The following is a 23719-nucleotide window of genomic DNA, read 5'->3' on the forward strand; positions in this document are numbered from 1 at the left end:
GGCTTATGTTCAAGTCTATTAGAACTTTTATTTCGCTCAAGTCTTTCTTCCAAATCAGCTTCAAGTTCTACAAAGTAAACAGTACCTCCTCTGGACTCAAACAACTGTGAAACTTTATTAACATAATCCCAGTCATCTTTCATATTAAATGCCCAAACGTAAGTGAAAATCATTCCATACAAATTGCTCTTTGATACTTCTTCAAATATCTCTTGACGAAACAGAGTGACTAATCTCTTTCCTTCTTTAGTGCCGTAGTCGAAGAAATTATTAACCAAATCAATCGTCATATGATTATGAAAAAGTTTCAAATCCGTTATTTTTGCTAATTCTTGTCCTACTGTCATTTTGCCAACCGCTTGAGGTCCGAATATAAGAACAAATTTCATAATCTCTCTCCTTCATTTTTTTAAATATCTTTTGGTTATTTTAACATAAATTTACAATGTTTCTTAAAAAAATAAAAAAGTTCGTCTGAAAATTATAGACGAACCTTACCTCATATAGACTATAAATTAGCACAGTAATTAACACCCATTTTGGCATTCTAATTTTCACTTTGACAACAGTTATTGTCACTCTGTTATTTAGTATGCGATTTCCTATGTTATTTTATATCTTTATTGAGTAAAAGCATTGATATACCAATAAAATTAAATGACCAAATCACTATGCGATTTGGTCTTAAAATTGATATGCTATTTCCATTGTTTCTCCACAAAAAATGAACTACTTAACTTTACAACAATTCGCTTTTTTTCTTTTTCAAATGCACATTCGGACATTACATTTGTGTATTCTATTCCCGATACGATATATCGAATAAATACATAGGCAACAAAGAGTATTATCGGTATTCCTGCCAACAACTGAATAGGTATATTCCATGCAGAAGACACCTGTGTTCCTATCAATAAAAATCCAAGTGAACCTAGCGCTCCTTCTCCTAGGAAGTAAACAATTCTTTGCGCTTTGTATTCATCATCTGGAAGTATACATGATAACCATGATTCTTTCACTATCATTCCTCCTCCCAAAACAAATCATTTAAAGTTTTGTCAAGCTCTTTTGCAATATTAACACAGAGCTGAAGTGTAGGATTATATTTACCTTTTTCGATTAACCCAATTGTTTGCCTTGTTACATTTACTTTTTGTGCGAGATCCGCCTGTGTTATGCCTTTTTCAATACGGGCAAATTTAACTTTATTTTTCAAACAACCACCTTTTCTAATTTGCAATATATACATTACTTTTGTTAATTATATATTACATTTTATAGTTAACATCGTCAACTTAATATTCCATTAATTGAACAATTATCCATATTCATATACATTAAAAATAATTTCATAGAAAAGAGGTTTCTTGATGGCTTCGTGTATTCAAGCAGTTTTTATTGATCGTGATGGCACAATAGGAGGCGACGATACAGTTCATTACCCAAAAGATTTTACGTTGTTTTCTTTTTCATTAAAAACCATTCATTTGTTAAAAGAGCACAATATTAAACTATTTGCTTTTACCAACCAGCCTGGAATTTCAAGCGGAGAAGCAACCAAAAATGAGTTTATAAACGAATTGACTTCATTTGGGTTTGACGATTTTTGCATTTGTCCCCATCATCATACTACGGGATGCACATGCAGAAAGCCGAGTATCGGCATGCTTATAGAAGCTGCCCGTAAGCATCAGTTAGACTTATCAAAATGCGTGATAATTGGAGATCGGTGGACGGACATTGAAGCTGGAAGGAAAGTAGGAGCAAAAACCATTTTAGTGCAAACAGGTGCAGGAAAAAAAGCTCTTGCTGAGAATAAGCATGAACAAACGAAAAATTCCCCTCATTATATTGCTACGAACTTAGAAGAAGCGGGAAAGTGGCTCCTCAAAGCTTAGTTCTATTTAAAAGGGAAAAAGAGAATGAAAGATAAAATGTTTTATGTTTGGTTGGCCGTTATTGCATTGTTCACAGGTGAAATCGTGTTATTTATGATGCTTTACTTAGTGTTAATGGCACTCCAGGGCATACACCAAACGTTGCTGCATTTTTATGAAGATTGGAAGCGCAGGAATAACATATAAAAAGCCAGCTTGACCATATGGCCAAGCTGGCTTTTTATTATACTTCAGCTGCGTTTTCTTGCAGTTTCCTTACTTCTACTTCTTTTATTTGCAATCCATCTACATCAGTCACCTTAAACTCATAACCTTCGTAAACGATACAATCGTGAAGCTCAATATCGGTTTTTTGTGTTAAAATCCAACCGCCAATCGTATCGACTTCTTCTTCTTCGATGTGAATTCCTAATAAGTCGTTCACCTCTTCAACTAGCACTTTGGCATTTAAAAGGTAATGATCGTCTGATACTTTACGAACCTCTTGAACTTCTTCGCCATCAAACTCGTCCTGGATTTCTCCAACGATTTCTTCAAGAATATCTTCAATCGTAACAAGTCCAGACGTCCCGCCATATTCATCAATTAAAGCAGCCATTTGCGTACGATTCTTCTGCATGGTTAACAGTAAATCGTGAATTGGAATTGATTCAATAACCTGGATAATTGGCTTCATATATCGCTCAACCTTCTCTTGCTTTAAGTGACTATGAATGACCACATCATTTAAAACTTCTTTTAGGTTAATTAAACCAATAATTTGATCTTTGTCACCTTCTGCTACAAACGGATAACGCGTATAGCGTTCTTCTACTGCTACTTTTAAGAACTCTTCTATTGTATCCTCATTTGATACCACAATCATTTCTGTTCTTGGCACCATAATTTCACGTGCAACGCGATTATCAAACTCAAATATGTTATTTACATACTTATATTCCGCTTGGTTAATTTCTCCACCTTCATAGCTTTCTGACAAAATAATACGAAGCTCTTCTTCACTATGAGCGATTTCATGCTCAGAAGCTGGCTTTAGCCCGAAAAGACCGACTAAAATACGTGCTGACCCGTTTAATAACCAGATGAATGGATACATTAAGCGATAAAACCAAATAAGAGCTGGCGCTAATAATAGTGTTACCGTTTCTGCTTTTTGAATAGCAACTGTTTTCGGAGCCAATTCCCCGACTACAACGTGTAGAAACGTAACAAGAGCAAAGGCAATAGCAAAGGATAATAAATGTGACAGCGTTGATGAAAAGCCAAAATCAGCAAAAATTGGATTTAAGATTTTCTCAACAGTCGGCTCACCTAACCAACCCAAGCCTAAAGCTGTAATTGTTATACCTAACTGACAGGCAGATAGATACTCGTCAAGATGTGTGGTTACCCTTTGAGCTGCAAGTGCCCCTCTTCTTCCTTCAGCAATCAGCTGATCAACCTTTGAACTACGAAGTTTTACAATGGCAAACTCAGCCGCTACGAAGAACGCGGTCAAACCAATTAAAAGCGCAACTAATATTAAATTAAGTGTAATCAATACGTTTTCTTATTCTGTCAAACGGCAGAATAAGAGAACACCTCCTGTTTTATAAAAGTATCGACTGGATTACACCTTTATGTATAAAGGTGATTCCAGGTGCATAAATGTAACTTTCAATCTCTTTTTAATGCACGCTACTTTTATTACATTAACCATACTTGCAAATCTGCTTCGTCTGCTATGTCTCCCTGCCCCATGGAATCACCCCCTTTTAAACTATCAGTTAATGGTTTTTTACTATATATATAGCAAAGATTAAGAATCATTATACATGATTTTTGGGAAACTTACAGATAAGTTCATGACGAATTTATGAACTTCATTTTAACGTTTAAATCTTTTACATTCCTGTAACAAAAGAGTTTGGGACATAACAAAATGATTGCTTCTAAAAGCCGAACAATAGCTGTTCCCATCTCTTTAGGTTAGCTGAACACGTTCGTTCCATTGCGCTTTCTACGGGGAGGAACCTGAACTACCTATGTCTCAGTCTCTTTTAATACTAAACTTTAGTTCGTGATAATGTCTCCATCTTCATCATCAATTGGATTATCAATTTCTACAGGGTCCCTCTCTAAAGAAAGCTCTTTTTTCTCTTCATCCCACTCTACTTCAAATCCTGCTCCTACTGCAGTAGTAGCAGCCGGTAAGTAGGAGTGTTTCGTTGGCTTATACATCTTCAAATCGCTCGTTTTTAAAAGCCCCAAACCAAGTAGCAGTTTATCAGCTTGTACATAAGGCTTTCCATCAATGAGCTTAAGCTGGTCATGCGTATATGGGTATTCGACATTATTCACTTTTACTGTGAACGGCCCCTCTTTTTGTTCTTGAATTGGCTTGGGCTGTTTTGCTTTATAGGAAAAGCGGTCTACTCCTAAAACCGTTCCTTCACGCGTATTATCAGCTCCACCGTACATCTTTCCAGTTTCTCGATTTAAAATAGCTGCTTGGACATTCCCAATATGCTGCGCTGTTTCTTCAAAAGCATGTCCTTTAGCCATTAGCTCTAATCGCGTATTTTGATCAATATCAGGCTCCCACCTAACAGTTGGATAAGCTGCTGAATAAATACGCGGTGTTAAAATTGCTTCTTGAATAGGCATGTCGTGATCTACAACATTCATAATTGTTTCAGCGACAGATGCAATAATTGTTGGTCCTCCTGGTGAACCAATCGCCATAAACGGCTTGCCATCTTTTCCTAAAAACGTTGGGGACATACTGCTTCGTGGTCGCTTACCTGGCTCTACTTCGTTAACTCCCCCTGGTGTTGCATCAAAGTCCGTCATTTCATTGTTAAGCATAAAGCCATACCCAGGAACCATAATACCTGACCCAAATACTTGTTCAATAGTAGTTGTATACGAAACCATATTCCCCCACTTATCTACTACTGAAAAATGGGTGGTTTGTCCGATTGGCGTTTCTTCTTTCACGACTTTTTTCTTTTCTTTCTCTCCTTCTTGATACTTCCAAGGATCTCCTTCTTTCACTTCAGGTATTGAACGATTTTTGTTAATAAGTTTACGACGTTCTTTCAGATATTCTTCGTTTAATAAGCCTTCTTTAGGTACGCTGTAAAAATCTTCGTCAGCCATATAAGCTGCGCGATCTGCGTACGCTAAGTGCATCGCTTCTGTTAAATAATGAAGGTACTGAGGAGAGTTTGCTCCCATTTTTTTAACATCATAACCTTCCATCAGCTTTAAAATTTGTAACACCGTTAATCCACCTGAGCTTGGCGGTGCTGCACTAATAACATCATAACCTCTGTATGTAGTAGCTACAGGCTCTCTTTTCTTAACTGTATAATTTTTTAAATCTTCTTCAGTCATCGTTCCTTCTTTAGCTTGTACTTCTTCAGCTAAAGCTTTCGCAATATCTCCTTCATAAAAAGCTGCAGGACCATCCTCTTGCAAAATTCTAAACGTTTTAGCAAGGTCTTTTTGTAGGAGTAAATCTCCTTCTTCAAGAGGTTCGCCATTTTGAAAGAAAATCTCGGATGCTGCTTTATTATTTTTCAACTTCGACTTATTTTCATTAATATACTGCGCCATCGACCAATTCACCTTAACGCCTTTATCCGCTTGTTTAATAGCTGGTTCAATTAGCTTTTCAAATGTCATTGTCCCATGATCTGCAAGGGCTTGTTCTAATACTTTTGCTGTACCAGGAACTCCAACTGCCTTTCCAGTTGTGTGTCTCTTGCTAAAAGGTACAGGCTTTCCTTTTTCATCTAAGAACAATTTCGATGTTACATTAGCTGGCGCCATTTCACGACCGTCAATCATTTCAATATCGTTTTCTTTCTCATCGTAAATCATCATAAATCCGCCGCCACCAATACCTGACATCATTGGCTCAACAACGTTTAAAGAAAGCTGAATAGCTACGGCTGCATCGACGGCGTTACCACCATTTTCTAACACTTCTTTCCCTACTTTAGCTGCTAAAGGGTGTGACACAGACACAAGGCCTTTCGTCGCTCCTTGCTTCATCGAGCGATTCACTCCTGGCACTTCTGCAGATCCTACTGGTGCAATAACACTAAAGACTAGCATAATAGCAAAAAAACTTTTTAACACCTTCATCTACTTCACGCTCCTTTTTAATAGGTGGAATGTATCCCTTCACATTCTATAATAAACTAAATTTTCATAATTTTTTACAAAATAAAGCAAAACAATACATTTTAACTATAAATAACAATATTTAGAAACTAATAGGTCCTAATTAACTAAAAAAGCTGCTAAAATAATTGAGCAGCCTTTCAACTCATTATGTTATATAAAAGGAGTTTTTTTTTGCTTAAGAGTCCTTATGATATAAATACATACTAACCCTACACTGATGATTACATATCCTATCCCACCAATTAATCCAAGTGTTCGACTATCTATTACTGTTAATAATAAGCCTGCTCCAAACATAGATAAACCCAGAGTTACGTTGGAAATGGTTGTAAACATACCAAATACCTTTCCTTGATGTTGTAAAGGCGTCACTCTCATAACAACTGAATCCAGACAAGCGTTGCTAATACCTGAAAAGAATGCTAGAACCAAATAAAAGCAAAACGCTAGCTGCCAGGAATAGGTGTTACTTATCATCATTAAGAAAATACCTTCTACTCCAAGAGAGACTAATCCACAAATCAACAGATATTTTCGGATTCGATTCGCCACAATAAAGCTAAGCATTAGCCCCATCCCAAGTCCTCCGTAAAACAAGCCTACCCCCCAGCTTTCTATGTTAAATTCTTGAACAGCATACACGCTAATGAGTACGTTATCAATTCCATTAAAGATAGGTACAAAAAGTTCAAAGCAAAAAACCAAAATTAAAGCTACCGAAGACGTAATAATTGAATAAACAGCAGAAATTGTAATGGATTCTGTTGGTTTCGAATTTACTTGTTGTCCACCTCTATCTACTAGTTTGTATACAATTAAACTGGCAAATAAAAAAGAACACGCATTTAATATAAACGTGACATCACTTCCTATATAAAAAGAAGCAAAGCCACCAATAAGAGAGCCACCAACTAATACAATTCCTAATAATACTTGCTCTAAACTATTAACCTGTACAATACGGTTCGAATGAATAACAGTAGGTATTAAAGCCTTTCTTGTAGGAGCATAGATAGCTTCTCCCGCTGCTAATACAAACGTACTTACATAAACAAGCCAAATCATTGAAGAATCGTTTACCCATATAAAAGCTAAAGCAAACGGAATTCGAATGAGGTCTGTAACAATTAAAATCATTGGCTTTGAAAAACGATCCGCAAGGCTCCTCCTAAGGGGCCAAAAAAAAGAAACGGAAGAACCCTAATGCCAAGTGCTGTACCTACTGCTAGGCCAGATTCCGTATATTCTAAAAGCAAAGCTAACAACGCTACTTGGCTGAAACGATCTCCTACTCCGTTCACAACCCCTGCTAAAAATAAACTTCGATATGCTTTCTCAACTTTTAATAAATAAATCATCTTTCTATCCCCTTTAACTAATTAGATAACCATCTAATTAGTTGTGTGAAATAAAAGCTAGTTGATTAAACTAGCTTACATCTTACCCCATAGCTCTTTAGGGTTCATTTCATATTGATTATCTTTTCGATACATATAATGATTCATGATTAATTCACGCCTTAACGTTGCGTAATCATCATGAAACTTTTTTAAATACTCATTCAGTTCTTTTTCTTCATAAACAATTCCATACTTAAGATCACTGATAATCTTTTCAAGCACAACCATACGCTTTTTACGCTGTGCTGGTAAATTTGTCAGCTTTCCATCAGCAGTAAAAAAGGGCTTTAAAATTTTAAAACGATCATTTTCTTCCACTGTTTCAATCACCTCTTCATTTACAATCGTTAAAATAGCCGTTGCGCTTGCTTCTAGTGCTTTGACATTCAGATAAAAATAAATCGTATTTTTGTCTCTTCGTTCTTTAATGAGTCCAATATCTCGAAGCTTTGCCATGTGGTGCGTAATCGTTGGCGGTTTTAGTCCTAGCTTGCCTGCAATTGCTTGCCCGTTCAGGGGTCCTGACTTTAGTAAACTTAGAATACGAATTCGCGTCGGATCGCCCATTGTTTTATGAAAGTCCACAATACGTTTCAACTGCATATAAACACTCCTAGTTAGATATTTATCTAATTAGACTATAATCTAATTTACAGAATATTAAAAGTTATTTTTCAGAAAACACCGATCTTTTTTACAAAGAAATGGTGTATACTCTCACCATACACGGAATTTTTTTAGTCTAAGGAGAAATTTTATGCTATCTACTGTCGCTATTAAGCAAGTCACCACTACAGACGCAAAACAAGTTGTTGCTTTTTTAGTTAAAATGCGCAGTCAACTGTTTCCCATGCTGAATAAGGATGTCCTTTCTCCAGATTTAGCAAACTTTGAAATGCACTACTTACATAAAGAAAAAACAGCTTTCTTCGCTGCTTTTTCACCTACCAATGAAGTAATTGGAACCATTTGTGTTTATCCATATGACCGTCGTTTTAGTCATCTGAACGACTTTTATCCAGAAAACACAGCTGAAATTGTTAAGTGTTATGTTGACGAAAAGTATCGCCGCTGTGGAATTGGTAAACAGCTCTTTCAACAAGCACTGTCTTTTAGTCAAGGGACGTATGATGTCTTAAGCTTACACACTCACCCATTCCTTCCTGGCGGCTTTGCATTTTGGCAATCAAGGGGCTTTCACACACGCTTCACTGAAAAAGATGGGGTATGGGATACGATTTTTATGGACATGAAGCTACTGCCAAGATCCTAATGGCATTATCTCCAAAATGCGGTGATGACAAATAAAAAAGTCGCTTTACACAGCGACTTTTTTATTTATTGATAAACATCTCAATCCCTGGCCCAATTGGAAGCCCAAGAAGATTCCAAATGAGAAAGAATAGAGTCCACGTAACCAAAATGACTACGCTATACGGCAGCATTAAGGAAATCAGTGAGCCAATCCCTGACCTTTTATCATAATCTTTCATTAATGCCAAGATAATTGGAAAATACGGATTTAATGGCGTAATAACATTAGTGGACGAATCGGCAATTCGGTAAGCCATTTGCACATATGCTGGATGATAATCAAGCAGCATTAACATGGGGATAAAGATAGGAGCCATTAAAGCCCACTGCGCAGACCCGCTAAAGATAAATAAATTCAATACTGCAGTCAAAAAGATGAATCCGATGATAACAGGCAGTCCTGTTAGCCCAATTCCCGTTAGTATCTCAGCTCCACTTACAGCAATCCACGTACCAATGTTCGTCCAGTTAAAGTACGCAATAAACTGAGAAGCCGCAAAAATTAAGACAATAAAGCCAGCCATATCTTTCATCGACTCTGCCATTAAGTTAGGAACATCGGAAATAGATTTTAGATTCCCTACCGTAAATCCATATGCCATTCCAATTAAAAGAAAGAAAATAAGCGTAATTGGTACAATACCATCTAAGAATGGACTTGGAATAATAGTTCCTTCATCGCTTCTTAGCAGTCCACTTTTTGGCACAGTCATCATAACAATCATTCCTATGTAAAGAAACCCTACAATACCAGCATTTCGAAGCCCTTTTGCTTCAAGGTTCGATACCTCTGACATCACGGATGCTTTATTCCCTTTGTACGTACCAAGTCTTGGCTCAATAATTTTTTCTGTTACAAGTCCACCGACAAGAACAACAAGCGCTACAGATGCCGCATTAAAAAACCAGTTATCAACGGGTGTTACCGTTGCCGTATCGCTTACCGTTTTCACTACTTCATTTGCAATTCCGGATAATAAAGCATCATTACCTGAAATGACCAAGTTAGCACTGAACCCTGCACCTACTCCCGCAAAGCCAGCTGCTAAACCAGCAAAGGGATGCCTTCCTAGCGTATAAAAAATGGTTGCCGCAAGCGGAGGAATAATGACAAACGCCGCATCTGCTGCTAAATTACCAAGCACTCCTGCAAAAACAATTGCGTATGTAATAACACTTTTAGGTGCATTTATAATAGTCTTTTTAATAAACGTTTCAATTAGTCCAACCTTATCAGCCACTCCGATACCAAGCATCATAGCTAGTACTAAACCAAGAGGCTGAAACTCTGTGAAATTGGATAGCATTGATGTAAAGATAAACTGAATCCCTTCTTTAGAAAACATATTTCGAATTGGAAGTTCTTCACCTGTTCCAGGATGAACGGTCGTTACGTCAAATACACTTACAATCCATGAAACAACCATAATGCTCATAGCAAAAATAACAAATAATACTGCGGGGTGTGGAAGTTTATTCCCAACCCTTTCAATTGAATCTAATACCCTTAGTATAACCCCTTTTTTCTCAACTTGATTCACTTCTGGATTCATAGCTGCCTTCCCCTCTATTGATGTTTTAGAAAAATTCCCATTTAAATTCCTTTTCAAAAGGGTAACACGACAAGAAAACAGAAATCAATAAATTTTCTAAAAAATTAATCTTTTTATAAGAATTTCTTATTATTGTGTGCTACTTTTTCTTTCTACTACTCGATAGAGCTACCCACTATACTAATATAGAAGAAAGAAGTGAATTCAGATGGAGGCGATTCATTGATGTATTCTCTTAAACGCATCGATCACGTTCAGCTGGCTGCTCCGCCTAATAGTGAACATAGAGCTAGACGCTTTTTTCATGAGCTTCTTGGTTTTCAGGAAGTTGAAAAGCCTGTCGTACTTCAGAAAAATGGTGGTTTGTGGTTTAAGATCAACGACTGTGAACTTCACATCGGAATTGACCAATCGTTTATACCTGCCAAAAAGGCACATCCTGCTTTTACAGTTGAAAATTTATCTGCTTTGAAAGAGCATCTTGCAGCTCATCACGTTGCTTTTATACAAGATGAAAAGTTACCAAACGCTAATCGTATTTATGTACATGATCCTTTTGGTAATCGGTTGGAGTTTTTGGAGTGGTTGTAACAAAAAGAGTTTGGGATATAACAAAATGATTGCTTCTAAAAGACGAACACTAGCTGTTCCAATCTTTTTGGTTTGTCTGAACACGTTCGCTCCATTGCGCTACGGCCACTCGCTTTCCGCGGGGAGGAACCTGAGCTTCCTCGCTGCGCTGCGGGATCTCAGTTTTCCCTCTCTTTCCCGCAGGAGTCGAGTGTCCAACGCTCCATTCCACCCTGTTTCCAACATTGTTTTCACAATCAACAAAAAACCTGAACGATTAAAAGTTATGAACTCTCAATCGTTCAGGTTTATCATTGGCTGAATTACTTATGTCCCAGCCTCTTTCACTTCTATTTACTTGGTCTATTTAAGACTGTTCCTGCTCGTAGCAATACAACAATATATCCCACGATTCCTCCAATAATGGCTGGAACAACCCATCCCAATCCAACAGAATATAGCGGTAACAATTGTGTAAAAGCTGAATCAACTGCCTGAATTTTCACCCCAGCAGCACCTAGTCCATCAAATAAACTTACGATGAATGTTAAAAGTAAACTTCCTTGGTATACGACAGGATGTCCTTTAAATAAAGGATGTAAAAATGTAAGCACAATAAGTACAATGGCAAGTGGATAAATAGCCGTTAGTACTGGTACAGAAACTGCAATTAGCTGTGTTAAACCGATATTAGCAACAAGTGCACTAAAGGCAGATAGAATAACAGCAATTGCTTTATAGCTAACTTTAGGAAATAGCTGGTGAAAGAAAGTAGAACAGGCAATAATTAACCCAATGCTTGTTGTTAAGCATGCCACGGTAATCATAATACCTAAAAACACGCCTCCAAATGAGCCAAAATAATAATTTGATACGCTCGCAAGCACGGCACCTCCATTATCTAAATAGCCTAGCTCAGATACGCTCGACGCTCCCATGTAAGCAAGAGCCGTATAAAAAACGCCTAATACTGTGGCTGTAATAAGAGTTGCCGCTCCGCATACCCCAATGATTTGCTTTCTAGTCGTAGCCCCTTTCTCACGGATAGCGTTAATAATCATAATACCGAATACAAATGAAGCTAGCGTATCCATTGTTAAGTATCCCTCTTGAAAGCCTTTGAAGAATGAATTGGTTTCGTACGCTTCCAAAGGAGCTTTAAATTCACCAATTGGAGCTACAACTGCTACAACAACTAAAATGCCAATAGACCCAATTTTAACAGGTGTTAACACCTTTCCAATAATATCAACAATCTTACCTGGCTTAAGGGAAAAGAAGCACGCAACTCCAAAGAAAATGATGGTGAAAATTAATAGAGGTAGACCTCCTACTCCTTCTGATAAAAACGGCTTGACGCCAATTTCATAAGAAACTGTTCCCGCTCGAGGAATTGCAAAAAGTGGACCGATTGCTAAGTAAAGAACAATCGTAAACACGATCCCAAAAACAGGATGTGCTCGACTAGCTAAAGACTGCAAATCATCTTTGCCTGAAAACCCAAGAGCCATTACCCCTATTAAAGGAAGTCCTACCCCTGTAAGTAAAAAGCCAGCGTTTGCAGACCATAAATTCGTACCGGCTGATTGACCAAGCATGGCTGGAAAGATTAAATTTCCTGCTCCAAAAAATAGAGCGAATAACATAAGACCAATTACAACAATAAATGAAAATGGTATTTTATTTGACACCTAAAACCCTCCGTCTTTCTTGGCTGAAATTACTTCCTAAAAAGATTTTTCAGAATAATTTAAAAACGTTCATTAGAAGCATGTACACCATTATAACTAGTGAATATGTATATTTCAACATAACTTTTTACTTTCAGAACAAAATTCTTGACAAAACAAAAAAGACCCTATTAAAAAGGTCTTTTCCTTCTTACATAATTAGCTAATTTTATCAAGTGCATTTTCTAAGTCTTTCCATATATCTTCCCAAAATTCTAAGCCTACAGATAGGCGCAATAGCTCGTTTGATATGCCCATTTCCTTTCTAATAGCTTCTGGAACAACCGCGTGCGTCATTGAAGCAGGGTGTTGGATTAAAGTTTCTGTATCACCTAAGCTAACTGCAATGGAGATTAAGCTTAGTTCATTCACAAACTTCTTCACAGATTCTTCTGATCCATTTAATTCAAAAGCTAACACCCCTCCACTTCTTTTCATTTGCTTTTCGAAGCTACTTTCTATTTCCGGGTAATAAACAGCTTTCACTTTTGGGTGTATTTTTAGCTTTTCAACAATTTTTTCTGCATTTTCACAATGACGATCCATCCTGACAGGCAGGGTTTTTAAGCCTCTAATTAATAACCACGCATCAAAAGGCGCAAGAATGCCACCGATATCTTTTTGAACAGTCTTTCTTATACCTTGAATAAGATTTGTACTTCCAACCATTACGCCTGCCACAACGTCACCATGCCCACCAATATATTTGGTTGCGCTGTGTATAACAAGATCACATCCAAGAGTTAACGGCTTTTGCAAATACGGCGTTAAAAATGTATTATCCACAATGACTGGAACTCCATGCTCTTTTGCTACTGCCACTACAAGAGGTAAATTAATGACGTGCATAGTAGGATTAATCGGTGTCTCAATATAAATGCATGCAGTTTTATCAGTAATGCTAGCTCTTATTTCTTCTACTGTTAGAAACGTTGAAAAAGAATGTGTAATGCTATATTTCTCATTTAATAGCTCCAATAAACCAAACGTACATCCGTAGAGACCTTTTGAACAAAGAATATGATCTCCAGCCTTTGTTAAACCAATTAAAGCTGCAGATACAGCAGCCATTCCCGAACCAAATGCTAGCGCTTCTTCGCCTTCTTCTAGCTCTGCCATTCGACTTTCAAATTCTGCTACGGTGGGGTTTGATAACCTTGAGTAAACATATCCACTCTCTTCTCCTGCAAAACGTCGTGCTCCTTGGTCTAAGCTTGAAAACGTAAAAGTAGATGTTTGATAAAGCGGTGTAACAAGGCTGTCGTGATGCATGCTTGATTTATACGTTCCGTGAACCGCTTTTGTTTCAAACCTATATTTCTCTGTATTCGTCATTCCCTTCATCCCCTTAAAATTTTGTAAGCGCTTACTTATAAAATTATATGAAATTCTCTAGTAGTTTGTCACGGTACAATTACACGATAAAAAGATGGCTACTATATCTGCAGCCACCTTCTATGCTTGTAACATTTGCTTTACTAGCTCTCTATTGCGTTTTTTAAACACTTCATTATGAGAAGAGACCATTGCAACTTTATTAGCATTAGGCTCAATAAACAGCTTTGCTCGATTTACGGCATTTGCTGCATCTTGAAACGCACCAGCAATTAGGTTTACTTTGCCTTCATGCTGCAGAATATCACCTGCTGCGTATAAGCCGGGCACAGTTGTTTCACTTGACGAGTTTCCCGCAATATAATAATCATGAATCATTTCAATTGAAAGCTCACTTTTTTGAAGTAATGATGTGTCTCGCTCATATCCATGGTTGATGATTACTTCGTCAATTGGTAGATATGTAATATCTCCAGTTAAATGGTTAGTAAGCTCTACTTTAGCAATTTTTTCACTGTTCCCATCAGCTATTAATTTACTAATTGACGTATTTAACATGCAAGTTGCAGAGCTATTTATTAGCTGCGTCACCTGTGACTCATGACCAGATAGACAGTCTTTTCGATATGTTAAATACACTTTTTTTGCAACAGGCTCTAATTCATTAGCCCAGTCGATGGCTGAATTGCCTCCTCCCGAAACAATTACGACTTTATCTTTAAAGCGTTGCAGTGACTTTACAGTATAATTTAAATTTGAAATCTCAAAGCGCTCTGCTCCTTCAATTTCTAGCTTTTGTGGATTCAAAATCCCTCCGCCTACCGCTATGATTACTGTTTTAGATCGATGTATTTCGCCCGAAGAACCCGTTAATAAAAAGTGTCCTTCATTATTTCGAGAAATAGATTCAATTTTCTCGTTTAATACAACTGTTGGATCAAACGTTAATCCTTGAGCTACAAGCTGCTCAATTAATTGAGCTCCAGGAGTCGGAGTTAAGCCCCCCACGTCCCATATCATTTTTTCGGGATAAACGTGCACTTTCCCCCCTAAACGAGGCTGAAATTCAATTAGTTTCGTTTTCATTTCACGAAGTCCGCTGTAAAAGGTCGAATATAGCCCTGCTGGTCCGCCACCAATTACGGTTACATCATAAAGCTCTGAATTTTTCACGATTCGCTCACTCCTAGTAATCATCATTGATTATCATTCTCATTTAAATATACATCTTTTTAATCAAATTGACAAACAAAAATAATGATTGACAGAATTCAAACAGACTATTATAGTAAAAATGAATCAGAAATGATAATCATTATCACCAATTCTAATTAACACTTTTGAACGGGAGGTTTCGCCATGGTTCGCCTACATACAGAAGATCTTAACATTGGATATGGTGAACGGGTAATCGTAAAAGATTTGAGTGTTCAAATTCCTGATAAAAAAATAACAACCATTATTGGTTCAAACGGATGTGGAAAATCAACGTTGCTAAAAGCTATTACACGCTTGATTTCTCATCAGTCCGGCACTGTATTATTGGACGGTTCTAGTATTGCAAAAGAAAACACCAAGGAACTTGCAAAGAAAATAGCAATCCTTCCTCAGTCCCCTGAAAGCGCAAACGGACTCACCGTAGGAGAGCTTGTATCTTATGGACGTTTTCCTTATCAAAAAGGATTTGGTCGCTTAACAAAAAAAGATTATGAAGTTATTGACTGGGCACTTGAAGTAACAGGAACAATAGACTATAAGTACCGTCCTGTTGATGCCTTATCGGGCGGTCAGCGACAGCGCGTGTGGATTGCAATGGCCCTAGCTCAAGAAACAGATATTATCTTTTTAGACGAGCCCACTACTTACCTGGATATGGCTCATCAGCTTGAAGTACTTGAGCTGTTACAAAAGCTTAACGAAGAGCAAGATCGCACTGTTATTATGGTTCTTCACGACTTAAATCAAGCCGCCCGCTTTGCAGATTATATTATCGCAATGAAAGATGGCGAAATTATAAAAGCCGGTACCTGTGAAGAAGTCATGCAGCAAGACGTTTTAAAAGAGGTCTTCCAGATCGATGCTGAAATTGGACGAGATCCTAGAACAAATAAACCGATGTGTATTACGTATAATTTACTATAGAAGGAGACTAGCAACATGAAAAAATTATTACTTCCCTTTGTGCTTTTACTACTGCTCATTATTAGTGCTTGCGGTAACTCAAACGAAAGTCAAGGTAATGAAGCAAAAGATAAAAAATCAGATACTGTTACATATGAATCTGAGAATGGACCAATTGAAGTTCCTGCTGATCCTAAGCGCGTAGTTGTTCTTGCTTCATTTGTCGGAAACGTTTTAGCTTTAGATACAAACGTAGTTGGCGTAGATTCATGGTCAAAAGACAACCCTCGCTTCAAAGACCAGCTAAAAGATGCGGAAGTTGTAACAGAAGACGACTTAGAAAAAATCATTGAATTAAACCCAGATTTAATCATTGGTTTATCGACAACAAAAAACATTGATAAATTACAAGAAATTGCTCCAACCGTTACGTATACATACGGTAAAGTAGATTATTTAACTCAGCACTTAGAAATTGGTAAAGCTTTAAACAAAGAAAAAGAAACACAAGCATGGATTGATGAATTCAAAGCTGATGCAAAAGTAGCTGGTGAAGACATCAAAGCAAAAATTGGTGAAGATGCAACCGTTTCAGTTATTGAAAACTTTGACAAACAACTCTATGTATTTGGTGACAATTGGGCACGTGGTACAGAAATTTTATATCAAGAGATGAAATTAAAAATGCCTGAAAAAGTAAAAGAAATGGCATTAAAAGATGGCTATTATGCAATTTCACCAGAGGTTCTTTCTGAGTATGCCGGTGACTACGTAATCTTCAGTAAAAATACAGATGGAGATACGTCATTCCAAGAAACGGATACGTACAAAAACATTCCTGCTGTAAAGAACAAGCAACTGTTTGAAGCAAATGCAAAAGAGTTTTATTTTAATGATCCAATTTCATTAGAATATCAATTAGACTTCTTTAAAGAGAAATTTTTACAGCAGTAATCCAATCATAAAAAGGAATTCTTAAAATAAGAATTCCTTTTGCTTTATTCTATAAAAGAAAAGATGAGAGGCTCATGACAACGAACAAAACACCATTTATTCCTTTTACACTTAAACTTATTCTTGGATTTTTAATCTTTATTGGAATGTTCATTATTTCAATGGTTTTTGGGGCAGCTAACATTTCTATAAAAGATGTTTGGTTAGCGCTTACCTCAACTAGTACAAATAATCAAATCTTAATTATTCGCGAACTTCGCCTTCCTCGAGAAGTAGCAGCTATTTTTGTAGGTATCGCTCTTTCAGTATCAGGTGGTATCATGCAAGGGATGACAAGGAATCCACTAGCAGACCCTGGTTTACTCGGATTAACAGCTGGTGCTAAAGCTGCTCTTGCTCTGACAATTGCTCTCATTCCATCTGCCAACTATTTTTGGATTATGATTGCATGCTTTATTGGAGCTGGTGTTGGCGCTGGGCTAGTATTTGGCATTGGCTCTCTAAAAAGAGGAGGTTTTTCCCCTCTCCGCATTGTATTAGCTGGTGCCGCAGTTTCTACTTTTCTATATGCAATCGCCGATGCCGTTGGCATTTACTTTAACATTTCAAAAGATGTGTCTATGTGGACTTCTGGAGGACTTACTTTAACATCTTGGAAACAATTATCCATTGTGATTCCATTTATTATAGTAGGCACATTGATTGCACTTACTCTTGCTAGACAGCTGACCATTCTTAGTTTAAGTGATGAGGTAGCAACGGGATTAGGACAGCATACGACTAAGATTAAAGTTATTTTGTTTGGAGTCATTGTGTTATTGGCGGGTGCATCGGTTGCTTTAGCCGGTAACCTTGTCTTTATTGGTCTGATGATTCCTCATATCGTAAGAGCGATTGTCGGAACGGATTACCGATTTATCATCCCAATGTCTGTACTTATCGGGTCATCGTTTATGTTGTTTGCGGATACGTTAGCACGCACAATTAACGCTCCGTACGAAACATCCATTATTGCAGTTGTAGCAATGATTGGCCTCCCTTTCTTTTTGTTTATTATTAAAAAAGGAGGTCACACAATCCGATGATTCATCCTACACTACGAAAAAAACAGCTATTTATTTTGCTTTTACTAACAGTTCTTATTTTGCTGACAATTACTGTTAGCATGGGATTAGGCTATGCGTCTTTATCCTTTGACCGCTTGCTTCCGACTCTATTTGGACAAGGAACGTTTAAAGAAGAATTTATCTTATTTTCAATCCGTCTGCCTCGTATCGTTATTACATTACTAGCTGGTATGGCTCTTGCTTTATCAGGAGCTATTTTACAGAGCATTACCCGAAATGATTTAGCAGAACCAGGCATTATTGGAATTAACTCAGGTGCTGGAGTAGGAGTCGCGGTATTTTTCTTATTCTTCCCAATTGACCCTGGCTCATTTGTGTATATGATTCCCTTTGTTGGATTTATTGGAGCCATTATAACTGCAGCCTTGATTTACACGTTTGCCTATGAAAGAAATATAGGCCTCGCCCCTACTAAGTTAGTACTAACTGGGGTTGGGTTTTCCATGGCTCTATCCGGAGTCATGATTGTCTTAATCTCTTCTGCTGAACGTCAAAAGGTGGACTTTATTGCAAAATGGTTAGCCGGAAACATTTGGGGTTCAGACTGGCCGTTTGTTTTAGCTCTTTTACCTTGGCTAATGGTATTAATTCCTTTTGTTTTATACAAAGCTAATAGACTTAATATTTTATCGCTCAATGAGCATACGGCTATCGGTGTTGGAATCTCCATTGAAAAAGAACGAATCACACTGTTACTTGCTGCTGTAGCCCTTGCAGCTTCTGCCGTATCTGTAAGCGGTGGAATTGCATTTATTGGATTAATTGCTCCTCACCTTGCAAAAAGCCTTGTAGGACCAAGAAACCAGCTATTTATTCCCGTAGCTATTTTAATGGGTGGCTTTTTCCTTTTAATAGCTGATACAATCGGACGTAACTTAATGACTTCTGAAGGAGTTCCGGCCGGAATTATTGTTGCGTTAATTGGTGCTCCCTATTTCATTTATCTACTTCTGAAAAAATAAAAGACTTCCAATTGGGAGTCTTTTTTATTTTAGGCTGATATTTTATTGAGTTTTAGAAAAGCTAAAAGTGTAATCGAAAGGCGGTGATTCTATTGTCTAAGAAAAAGCTAACTCCTTCACAAGAAGTGGATCAATCAAAGCTAGTTGATGACAAAGCAGCTAAGCTTAGAAAGAACGGAAATGAAGCGGAGCATGCTCACCAAAAAACGCTTGGTGGCGCACAAGGAGAATAATAACTATTGACTATCGAATAGCTGCCAAACGGCAGCTATTTTATTCATTAATGACTTTGACGTTCATCTGCAGCTTTTGCACGTTCTTGAGCTTTTAAATCAGCTTGATCAAGCTCACTTGAAAACTCTTCGTATACACCATCAGAATGACCTGGTTTTTTAACAATTTGAGACGAAAAATATTTCGCTTTTTCCGCTTCTACACGACTTTTTTGATTCATCATTTACCCCTCCATTTTCAATGAATTAACAAAAGGCGCTGTGCGCGCCTTTTGCATAGAGAATAGCATCCTTACCAACGATGCGCTTTCGCATTACTTCGCAAAATAATGTTTGTTTGTGACATTTGAGTATGTCCATTTACCTGCGATTTCGAGCGCTTCGGTCTTGTCCAGTTGTGGCTAAAAAGTTCTGAGTGCGGATCTAATTGATCTTTATAACTCATTCTTATCACCTCAAAGTTAGGATACTTACCTTTAACGAGAAAGCCTCGCTTGGCATCTCACTTATTAGCATGGCTAAATGCATACAAAGCATGCTAACAGTTTTCTCCATCCTTTTTTTACTGTTAAAAACAGATGAAATTTGTTAATAATAAAAAGAACAACTAATGACGGAATTCCCTTGGCATGATAAGATATTAAGGCATTACTTTAAAGTAAAATGAATGAAGATATGGATGTGATGAAACTGCGAGTTAATAAATTCATTAGCGAATCTGGAAAAGCTTCCAGACGCGGTGCAGATAAATTAATTAGCGAAGGTCGCGTAACCATTAATGGTAAGAAAGCAAAAATTGGTGACCAAGTATATCCTGGCGATGACGTTCGAGTAAGCGGAGAGCAGCTTCGTATCGCTCGTAACAACGTATATATTGCTTTAAATAAGCCAGTTGGCATTACAAGTACAAGTGAGAAGAAAGTAAAGGGAAATATCATTGACCTTGTCAATCATCCGTTACGTATTCACCACGTAGGACGATTGGATAAAGATTCAGACGGCCTTATTCTTTTAACAAATGATAATGACATTATAAACGAAATTCTACGTGCAGAAAATCAGCATGAAAAAGAGTATGTGGTATCTGTGGACAAGCCTATCACTCCAGAATTTGTTAAAAACATGTCAGAGGGTGTACATATTTTAGGAACAAAAACACTGCCGTGTAAAGTAACGCAGCTGTCGAAATACGAATTTCAAATCATTTTAACCCAAGGGCTTAACCGTCAAATTCGTCGTATGTGTGAAGTCCTAGGTTACCAGGTATTACGCCTACAGCGTACACGTATTATGAATATCCACTTAAATAATTTACCGGTTGGTCAATGGCGTGATTTAACAAAAAAAGAGCGTAACCAGCTGTTTAAAGAATTAAACTATGAACCAAAAGAGTGGTAATTAGCAGAGAAATTCTCTGCTTTTTTTATGCCCTCGACGGGATTCGAACCCGCACTCCTTTCGTAAGCTTAGGTTCGGGGGAACACGCTTCCCTACGGAGTTTCACCAACGGGAATTTCACCCGTTTCAGCTTATTTTGCTTTTCGGTGCTTCTGAAACCCTTACCTTGCGACCCGGTGGCTACAATGTTTTCCGGCGCTCTTCCCTTCTGAGCTACGAGGGCGTTTATCTTAAGAATACTGTCTCTACCTTACTTTATCAATTTATATAGAAGAGGTGTACCAATGGCTGAGCAAAGAAATATCTACAATAAACATTTTGTTAACAAGCTGGCCCATTCGATAAAAGCAGCTTATTCTTCATTTTCAAAAGATGCTTTTATATCAGGTGTTTTTCATAAAGAGTGGGACAATCAATCATTAAAAGACAGAATGAGGCACATTACTATAATGCTACATAAGCATTTAGCTTTAGATTATCACGGAGCACTTGCTGTTTTATATAAAGTCGCCCCTGAATTTAAGGGACAGCTTGCTGGAATTACTTTTCCAGACTATGTAGAACAATATGGTTTGAACGAATGGGAAATGTCTATGGATGCGCTTGCTTTTTTCACGACCTACTCTACTTCAGAGTTTGCGGTTCGACCTTTTTTACTCAAAGATCAAAAACGCATGATGGAACAATTTTTAACATGGTCTACTCATGAAAATGAACACGTTCGCCGCCTTGCCAGTGAAGGCTGTCGTCCTCGCCTTCCTTGGGGAATATCTATTCCATCATTTAAACAAGACCCAAGGCCGGTGTTTCCCGTGTTAAATAACTTACTTCAAGATTCATCTTTGTATGTACGTAAAAGCGTCGCAAATAATTTAAATGATATTTCTAAAACGCATTCTGATCTTCTTTTAACTTTTACTGAGGCTAACCTTAATAAGCACCCACACACAGATTGGATTTTAAAACATGCATGTCGCACGCTATTGAAAAATGGCCATCCAAAAGTTCTACAGCTTTTTGGCTTTGACCAGAATCACCAAGTGACAATCTCAAATTTTCAACTTTCAGCTCCCGAAACAGCAATTGGAGGCTCTTTAACTTTTCAATTTGATCTATATGGCGAAACAGAAGAGAAAATTCGTATTGAATATGCAGTAGATTATGTAAAATCACGGGGTAATCGCACAAGAAAAGTGTTTAAGCTAGCAGAGTTTCAAGTCAAAAAGCATTTATCTAAACACTATGAAAGAAAGCTTTCCTTTAAAGACTTATCTACGCGTAAACACTATAGCGGGGTACACACCTTAACGATACTCATAAATGGTATTGAGATGAAATCTCTTGATTTTCATCTACAATAAAGAGTTTGGGACATAACAAAATGATGGCTTCTAAAAGACGAACACTAGCTGTTCCCATCTCTTTCCCGCAGGAGTCGAGTGCCCTACGCTCCATTCCACCCTGTTTCCAACATTGTTTTCACAATCATCCAAAAAACCTGAACGATTAAAAGTTATGAACTCTCAATCATTCAGGTATAGTAAAGACTGAACTACTTATGTCTCAGTCTCTTTCTTTTATTCTCCGCCTTCATAAACAAGCCAGTTTGAATCTGTAATTTGGGCGGATAAATTAATAATTCTATTTTTCACTCGACTTGCTTCAGCTCCTTGTAAAGGCGCTGGCTGATAGTTATTTCTTGAAGCTACTGATGAAATGCTAAATGGAATAACCTGAATTTCTTTTTTATCTGTTAGCTCTTCACCTTTCAAATGAAACGTTTGCTGAAAAACAAACGTATCTTTATCACTTGGATTGCGATTTCCACCAAACATAAAGTTTCCTAGACTATATACAATGAACTTCCCTTTATACTCTTCAATGCCTTGAACAACATGTGGATGATGTCCTAGAATTAAGTCTGCACCGTTATCGATCGTGTAGCGAGCTAGCTCTTGCTGAGTTTGTGTTGGCACAGGACTTTTTTCAATACCCCAATGGTAATGTACAATAACAATCTCTGCACCTTCTTTGCGTAAACGCTTTATGCCAGCCTTGACTTCTTTTTTGGCTGTTTCCACATTTGAATCCCAACCTTCATACCCAAGTGCACCAATCTTAACACCCTTAACCTCTGTTATGTACTCGTTATCATAACCAAAGTAACCGATATCATTTTCATCTAATGTTTTCATCGTATCCTCATACCCTTGATCTAGATAATCAAAAATATGATTATTTGCCAAGTTCACAGCTTCAATATTTCCTAACTTTAAGATATTAACGTAGGAAGGGTCCCCTTTAAAACGAAAGGTTTTTGCTGCTTTTTGCGTCGAGTTAGTTAACGTTGTTTCAAGATTAACGGTCGTAAAGTCATCGTTTTCAAATAAATCTTTAATATGTTCTACAAAGTAAGGTAAGCCATTTTTATCTGCTTCATGCGGAAACGACTGTTGATATGGAAAGCTTTCGTCTGTACCAATTGTAAAGTCTCCCGCTGCGCTAATTTTAATCGTTGTTTCTTTTTCATTCTTGACGGCCGCTGCTTTTTTCTCTTTAGCTTCTTCCTTTTTAGGTTGTTCTTTTTCCGTTGAAGCAACGTTGTTACTTGTAGGTTCTGAACGATCCATATTGGCAACGACAAAATAGCCAATGAGAATCAAAGTTAGAATAGTAAAAATCCCTCTTTTTTTCATCCGCCGGTATTTCTGTTTTCTCCCTGTTCTTTCCTCCATCTGACCGATTCCCCTTTATACCATATTCCCCAAAAATATATCATTTTTTTACAAAAAATGAATCTTTCTACCAACAGGATACTATAACCTTTTAGAAAAAACTAGGAATATATCAAAAAATCTAAATAAATGACTTTTTCAGATAAACTGTTTCTAAAAATTGATAGTTTCTCAATTGAAAACCATCTATGCATTATTTGTTATATATATAAA

General features: G+C 37.3%; 27 protein-coding genes. 10 read left to right on the forward strand and 17 right to left on the reverse strand.

Translation table 11 applies throughout. The annotated features are described in order from the left end of the window. The 3 genes from AS180_RS12910 to AS180_RS12920 form a co-directional block, all read right to left on the reverse strand. Positions 1-389, reverse strand: a 389-nt coding sequence (locus AS180_RS12910) for an AAA family ATPase (protein WP_062686891.1), incomplete at its 3' end; no start/stop codon positions are given. Positions 390-698: 309 nt separating this feature from the next. Further along, the gene (locus AS180_RS12915; RefSeq protein WP_062686892.1) at positions 699-1019 is read right to left on the reverse strand and encodes a hypothetical protein; all 321 of its coding nucleotides are present in this window, start codon (positions 1017-1019) and stop codon (positions 699-701) included. Positions 1020-1021: 2 nt separating this feature from the next. Then, complete coding sequence (locus AS180_RS12920; protein ID WP_078989520.1) at positions 1022-1216, reverse strand: helix-turn-helix transcriptional regulator; 195 nt, start codon at positions 1214-1216, stop codon at positions 1022-1024. A 154-nt stretch (positions 1217-1370) separates the two neighbouring features. Here AS180_RS12920 and AS180_RS12925 point away from each other — a divergent pair, with 154 nt between their 5' ends. Next, complete coding sequence (locus tag AS180_RS12925; protein ID WP_062686894.1) at positions 1371-1898, forward strand: HAD-IIIA family hydrolase; 528 nt, start codon at positions 1371-1373, stop codon at positions 1896-1898. Positions 1899-2121: 223 nt separating this feature from the next. Here the strand turns inward: AS180_RS12925 and AS180_RS12930 are convergent, their stop codons facing one another. The 5 genes from AS180_RS12930 to AS180_RS12945 all read right to left on the reverse strand — a co-directional run bounded on the left by AS180_RS12930 (position 2122) and on the right by AS180_RS12945 (position 8077). Next, positions 2122-3438, reverse strand: coding sequence for a hemolysin family protein (locus tag AS180_RS12930; RefSeq protein WP_061786349.1), 1317 nt, complete (start codon positions 3436-3438; stop codon positions 2122-2124). Positions 3439-3950: 512 nt separating this feature from the next. Then, positions 3951-6032 (reverse strand): gamma-glutamyltransferase, encoded by a 2082-nt coding sequence (gene ggt / locus AS180_RS12935; RefSeq protein WP_061785962.1) that lies wholly within the window; start codon positions 6030-6032, stop codon positions 3951-3953. Positions 6033-6224: 192 nt separating this feature from the next. Beyond that, entirely contained in the window at positions 6225-7211 is a 987-nt protein-coding gene (locus tag AS180_RS12940; RefSeq protein WP_226372965.1) for an MFS transporter, read from the reverse strand. After that, the gene (locus AS180_RS23575) at positions 7208-7432 is read right to left on the reverse strand and encodes a hypothetical protein (RefSeq protein ID WP_226372966.1); all 225 of its coding nucleotides are present in this window, start codon (positions 7430-7432) and stop codon (positions 7208-7210) included. The genes AS180_RS12940 and AS180_RS23575 overlap by 4 nt, the downstream gene beginning before the upstream one ends. 75 nt (positions 7433-7507) lie before the next feature. Continuing rightward, positions 7508-8077 carry a DUF2087 domain-containing protein gene (locus tag AS180_RS12945; protein WP_025910893.1) on the reverse strand — a complete coding sequence of 190 codons (570 nt, stop codon included), beginning with the start codon at positions 8075-8077 and terminating at the stop codon, positions 7508-7510. A 154-nt stretch (positions 8078-8231) separates the two neighbouring features. On the opposite strand from AS180_RS12945, the gene AS180_RS12950 reads away from it, so the two are divergent. Further along, a complete protein-coding gene (locus AS180_RS12950; RefSeq protein WP_062686895.1) occupies positions 8232-8747 on the forward strand; it encodes a GNAT family N-acetyltransferase in 516 nt (171 codons plus the stop codon). 61 nt (positions 8748-8808) lie between these two features. Here the strand turns inward: AS180_RS12950 and AS180_RS12955 are convergent, their stop codons facing one another. Next, entirely contained in the window at positions 8809-10341 is a 1533-nt protein-coding gene (locus tag AS180_RS12955; RefSeq protein ID WP_062686896.1) for an AbgT family transporter, read from the reverse strand. 222 nt (positions 10342-10563) lie between these two features. Between AS180_RS12955 and AS180_RS12960 the strand changes: the two genes are divergently transcribed. Next, positions 10564-10932, forward strand: coding sequence for a VOC family protein (locus tag AS180_RS12960; RefSeq protein ID WP_062686897.1), 369 nt, complete (start codon positions 10564-10566; stop codon positions 10930-10932). Between the two features lie 49 nt (positions 10933-10981). On the opposite strand, the gene AS180_RS22620 is transcribed toward AS180_RS12960, so the two are convergent. The 4 genes from AS180_RS22620 to AS180_RS12975 all read right to left on the reverse strand — a co-directional run bounded on the left by AS180_RS22620 (position 10982) and on the right by AS180_RS12975 (position 15149). Beyond that, positions 10982-11143, reverse strand: coding sequence for a hypothetical protein (locus AS180_RS22620; RefSeq protein ID WP_156413490.1), 162 nt, complete (start codon positions 11141-11143; stop codon positions 10982-10984). A gap of 118 nt (positions 11144-11261) precedes the next feature. Next, the gene (gene brnQ, locus AS180_RS12965; RefSeq protein WP_062686898.1) at positions 11262-12602 is read right to left on the reverse strand and encodes a branched-chain amino acid transport system II carrier protein; all 1341 of its coding nucleotides are present in this window, start codon (positions 12600-12602) and stop codon (positions 11262-11264) included. A 198-nt stretch (positions 12603-12800) separates the two neighbouring features. After that, positions 12801-13976, reverse strand: a complete 1176-nt coding sequence (gene megL / locus AS180_RS12970) for a methionine gamma-lyase (protein WP_061785956.1) — start codon at positions 13974-13976, stop codon at positions 12801-12803. Positions 13977-14096: 120 nt separating this feature from the next. After that, positions 14097-15149, reverse strand: coding sequence for an NAD(P)/FAD-dependent oxidoreductase (locus AS180_RS12975; protein ID WP_025910884.1), 1053 nt, complete (start codon positions 15147-15149; stop codon positions 14097-14099). Positions 15150-15335: 186 nt separating this feature from the next. Here AS180_RS12975 and AS180_RS12980 point away from each other — a divergent pair, with 186 nt between their 5' ends. From AS180_RS12980 to AS180_RS23240, 5 genes are all read left to right on the forward strand, one after another. Next, positions 15336-16118, forward strand: coding sequence for an ABC transporter ATP-binding protein (locus AS180_RS12980; protein ID WP_025910882.1), 783 nt, complete (start codon positions 15336-15338; stop codon positions 16116-16118). Positions 16119-16133: 15 nt separating this feature from the next. Beyond that, positions 16134-17051 (forward strand): iron-hydroxamate ABC transporter substrate-binding protein, encoded by a 918-nt coding sequence (locus AS180_RS12985; RefSeq protein ID WP_061785954.1) that lies wholly within the window; start codon positions 16134-16136, stop codon positions 17049-17051. Between the two features lie 74 nt (positions 17052-17125). Next, the gene (locus AS180_RS12990; RefSeq protein WP_025910880.1) at positions 17126-18136 is read left to right on the forward strand and encodes a FecCD family ABC transporter permease; all 1011 of its coding nucleotides are present in this window, start codon (positions 17126-17128) and stop codon (positions 18134-18136) included. Further along, on the forward strand, positions 18133-19140 hold the full coding sequence (locus tag AS180_RS12995) for a FecCD family ABC transporter permease (RefSeq protein WP_025910879.1): 1008 nt from the start codon (positions 18133-18135) through the stop codon (positions 19138-19140). The genes AS180_RS12990 and AS180_RS12995 overlap by 4 nt, the downstream gene beginning before the upstream one ends. A gap of 92 nt (positions 19141-19232) precedes the next feature. Next, the gene (locus AS180_RS23240) at positions 19233-19373 is read left to right on the forward strand and encodes a hypothetical protein (protein ID WP_167556118.1); all 141 of its coding nucleotides are present in this window, start codon (positions 19233-19235) and stop codon (positions 19371-19373) included. A gap of 47 nt (positions 19374-19420) precedes the next feature. On the opposite strand, the gene AS180_RS21695 is transcribed toward AS180_RS23240, so the two are convergent. Further along, the gene (locus AS180_RS21695; RefSeq protein ID WP_100347106.1) at positions 19421-19594 is read right to left on the reverse strand and encodes a YfhD family protein; all 174 of its coding nucleotides are present in this window, start codon (positions 19592-19594) and stop codon (positions 19421-19423) included. A gap of 71 nt (positions 19595-19665) precedes the next feature. Beyond that, on the reverse strand, positions 19666-19818 hold the full coding sequence (locus tag AS180_RS21700) for a YpzG family protein (protein ID WP_078989514.1): 153 nt from the start codon (positions 19816-19818) through the stop codon (positions 19666-19668). Between the two features lie 245 nt (positions 19819-20063). Between AS180_RS21700 and rluF the strand changes: the two genes are divergently transcribed. After that, positions 20064-20771, forward strand: coding sequence for a 23S rRNA pseudouridine(2604) synthase RluF (gene rluF, locus AS180_RS13000; protein WP_035321142.1), 708 nt, complete (start codon positions 20064-20066; stop codon positions 20769-20771). 284 nt (positions 20772-21055) lie between these two features. Then, positions 21056-22132, forward strand: coding sequence for a DNA alkylation repair protein (locus tag AS180_RS13005; RefSeq protein ID WP_062686899.1), 1077 nt, complete (start codon positions 21056-21058; stop codon positions 22130-22132). On the opposite strand, the gene AS180_RS23245 is transcribed toward AS180_RS13005, so the two are convergent. Then, positions 22086-22226 carry a hypothetical protein gene (locus AS180_RS23245; protein ID WP_197414242.1) on the reverse strand — a complete coding sequence of 47 codons (141 nt, stop codon included), beginning with the start codon at positions 22224-22226 and terminating at the stop codon, positions 22086-22088. The genes AS180_RS13005 and AS180_RS23245 overlap by 47 nt on opposite strands. Positions 22227-22348: 122 nt before the next feature. Further along, the gene (locus AS180_RS13010) at positions 22349-23506 is read right to left on the reverse strand and encodes a CapA family protein (protein ID WP_025910875.1); all 1158 of its coding nucleotides are present in this window, start codon (positions 23504-23506) and stop codon (positions 22349-22351) included. Between the last annotated feature and the right edge of the window lie 213 nt (positions 23507-23719).

The organism is Priestia veravalensis, from assembly GCF_001457055.1.
GTDB lineage: Bacteria > Bacillota > Bacilli > Bacillales > Bacillaceae_H > Priestia > Priestia flexa.

What these genes read in the sequence shown, in the direction of transcription:
- AS180_RS12925 (WP_062686894.1), top strand. Translation starts at nt 1,371, where the DNA reads ATGGCTTCGTGTATTCAAGCAGTTTTTATTGATCGTGATGGCACAATA.
- ggt (WP_061785962.1), bottom strand. Translation starts at nt 6,032, where the DNA reads ATGAAGGTGTTAAAAAGTTTTTTTGCTATTATGCTAGTCTTTAGTGTT.
- AS180_RS12940 (WP_226372965.1), bottom strand. Translation starts at nt 7,211, where the DNA reads ATGATTTTAATTGTTACAGACCTCATTCGAATTCCGTTTGCTTTAGCT.
- AS180_RS23575 (WP_226372966.1), bottom strand. Translation starts at nt 7,432, where the DNA reads ATGATTTATTTATTAAAAGTTGAGAAAGCATATCGAAGTTTATTTTTA.
- AS180_RS12945 (WP_025910893.1), bottom strand. Translation starts at nt 8,077, where the DNA reads ATGCAGTTGAAACGTATTGTGGACTTTCATAAAACAATGGGCGATCCG.
- AS180_RS12950 (WP_062686895.1), top strand. Translation starts at nt 8,232, where the DNA reads ATGCTATCTACTGTCGCTATTAAGCAAGTCACCACTACAGACGCAAAA.
- AS180_RS12955 (WP_062686896.1), bottom strand. Translation starts at nt 10,341, where the DNA reads ATGAATCCAGAAGTGAATCAAGTTGAGAAAAAAGGGGTTATACTAAGG.
- megL (WP_061785956.1), bottom strand. Translation starts at nt 13,976, where the DNA reads ATGACGAATACAGAGAAATATAGGTTTGAAACAAAAGCGGTTCACGGA.
- AS180_RS12980 (WP_025910882.1), top strand. Translation starts at nt 15,336, where the DNA reads ATGGTTCGCCTACATACAGAAGATCTTAACATTGGATATGGTGAACGG.
- AS180_RS12985 (WP_061785954.1), top strand. Translation starts at nt 16,134, where the DNA reads ATGAAAAAATTATTACTTCCCTTTGTGCTTTTACTACTGCTCATTATT.
- AS180_RS12990 (WP_025910880.1), top strand. Translation starts at nt 17,126, where the DNA reads ATGACAACGAACAAAACACCATTTATTCCTTTTACACTTAAACTTATT.
- AS180_RS12995 (WP_025910879.1), top strand. Translation starts at nt 18,133, where the DNA reads ATGATTCATCCTACACTACGAAAAAAACAGCTATTTATTTTGCTTTTA.
- AS180_RS21695 (WP_100347106.1), bottom strand. Translation starts at nt 19,594, where the DNA reads ATGAATCAAAAAAGTCGTGTAGAAGCGGAAAAAGCGAAATATTTTTCG.
- AS180_RS21700 (WP_078989514.1), bottom strand. Translation starts at nt 19,818, where the DNA reads ATGAGTTATAAAGATCAATTAGATCCGCACTCAGAACTTTTTAGCCAC.
- AS180_RS13005 (WP_062686899.1), top strand. Translation starts at nt 21,056, where the DNA reads ATGGCTGAGCAAAGAAATATCTACAATAAACATTTTGTTAACAAGCTG.
- AS180_RS23245 (WP_197414242.1), bottom strand. Translation starts at nt 22,226, where the DNA reads ATGGAGCGTAGGGCACTCGACTCCTGCGGGAAAGAGATGGGAACAGCT.
- AS180_RS13010 (WP_025910875.1), bottom strand. Translation starts at nt 23,506, where the DNA reads ATGGAGGAAAGAACAGGGAGAAAACAGAAATACCGGCGGATGAAAAAA.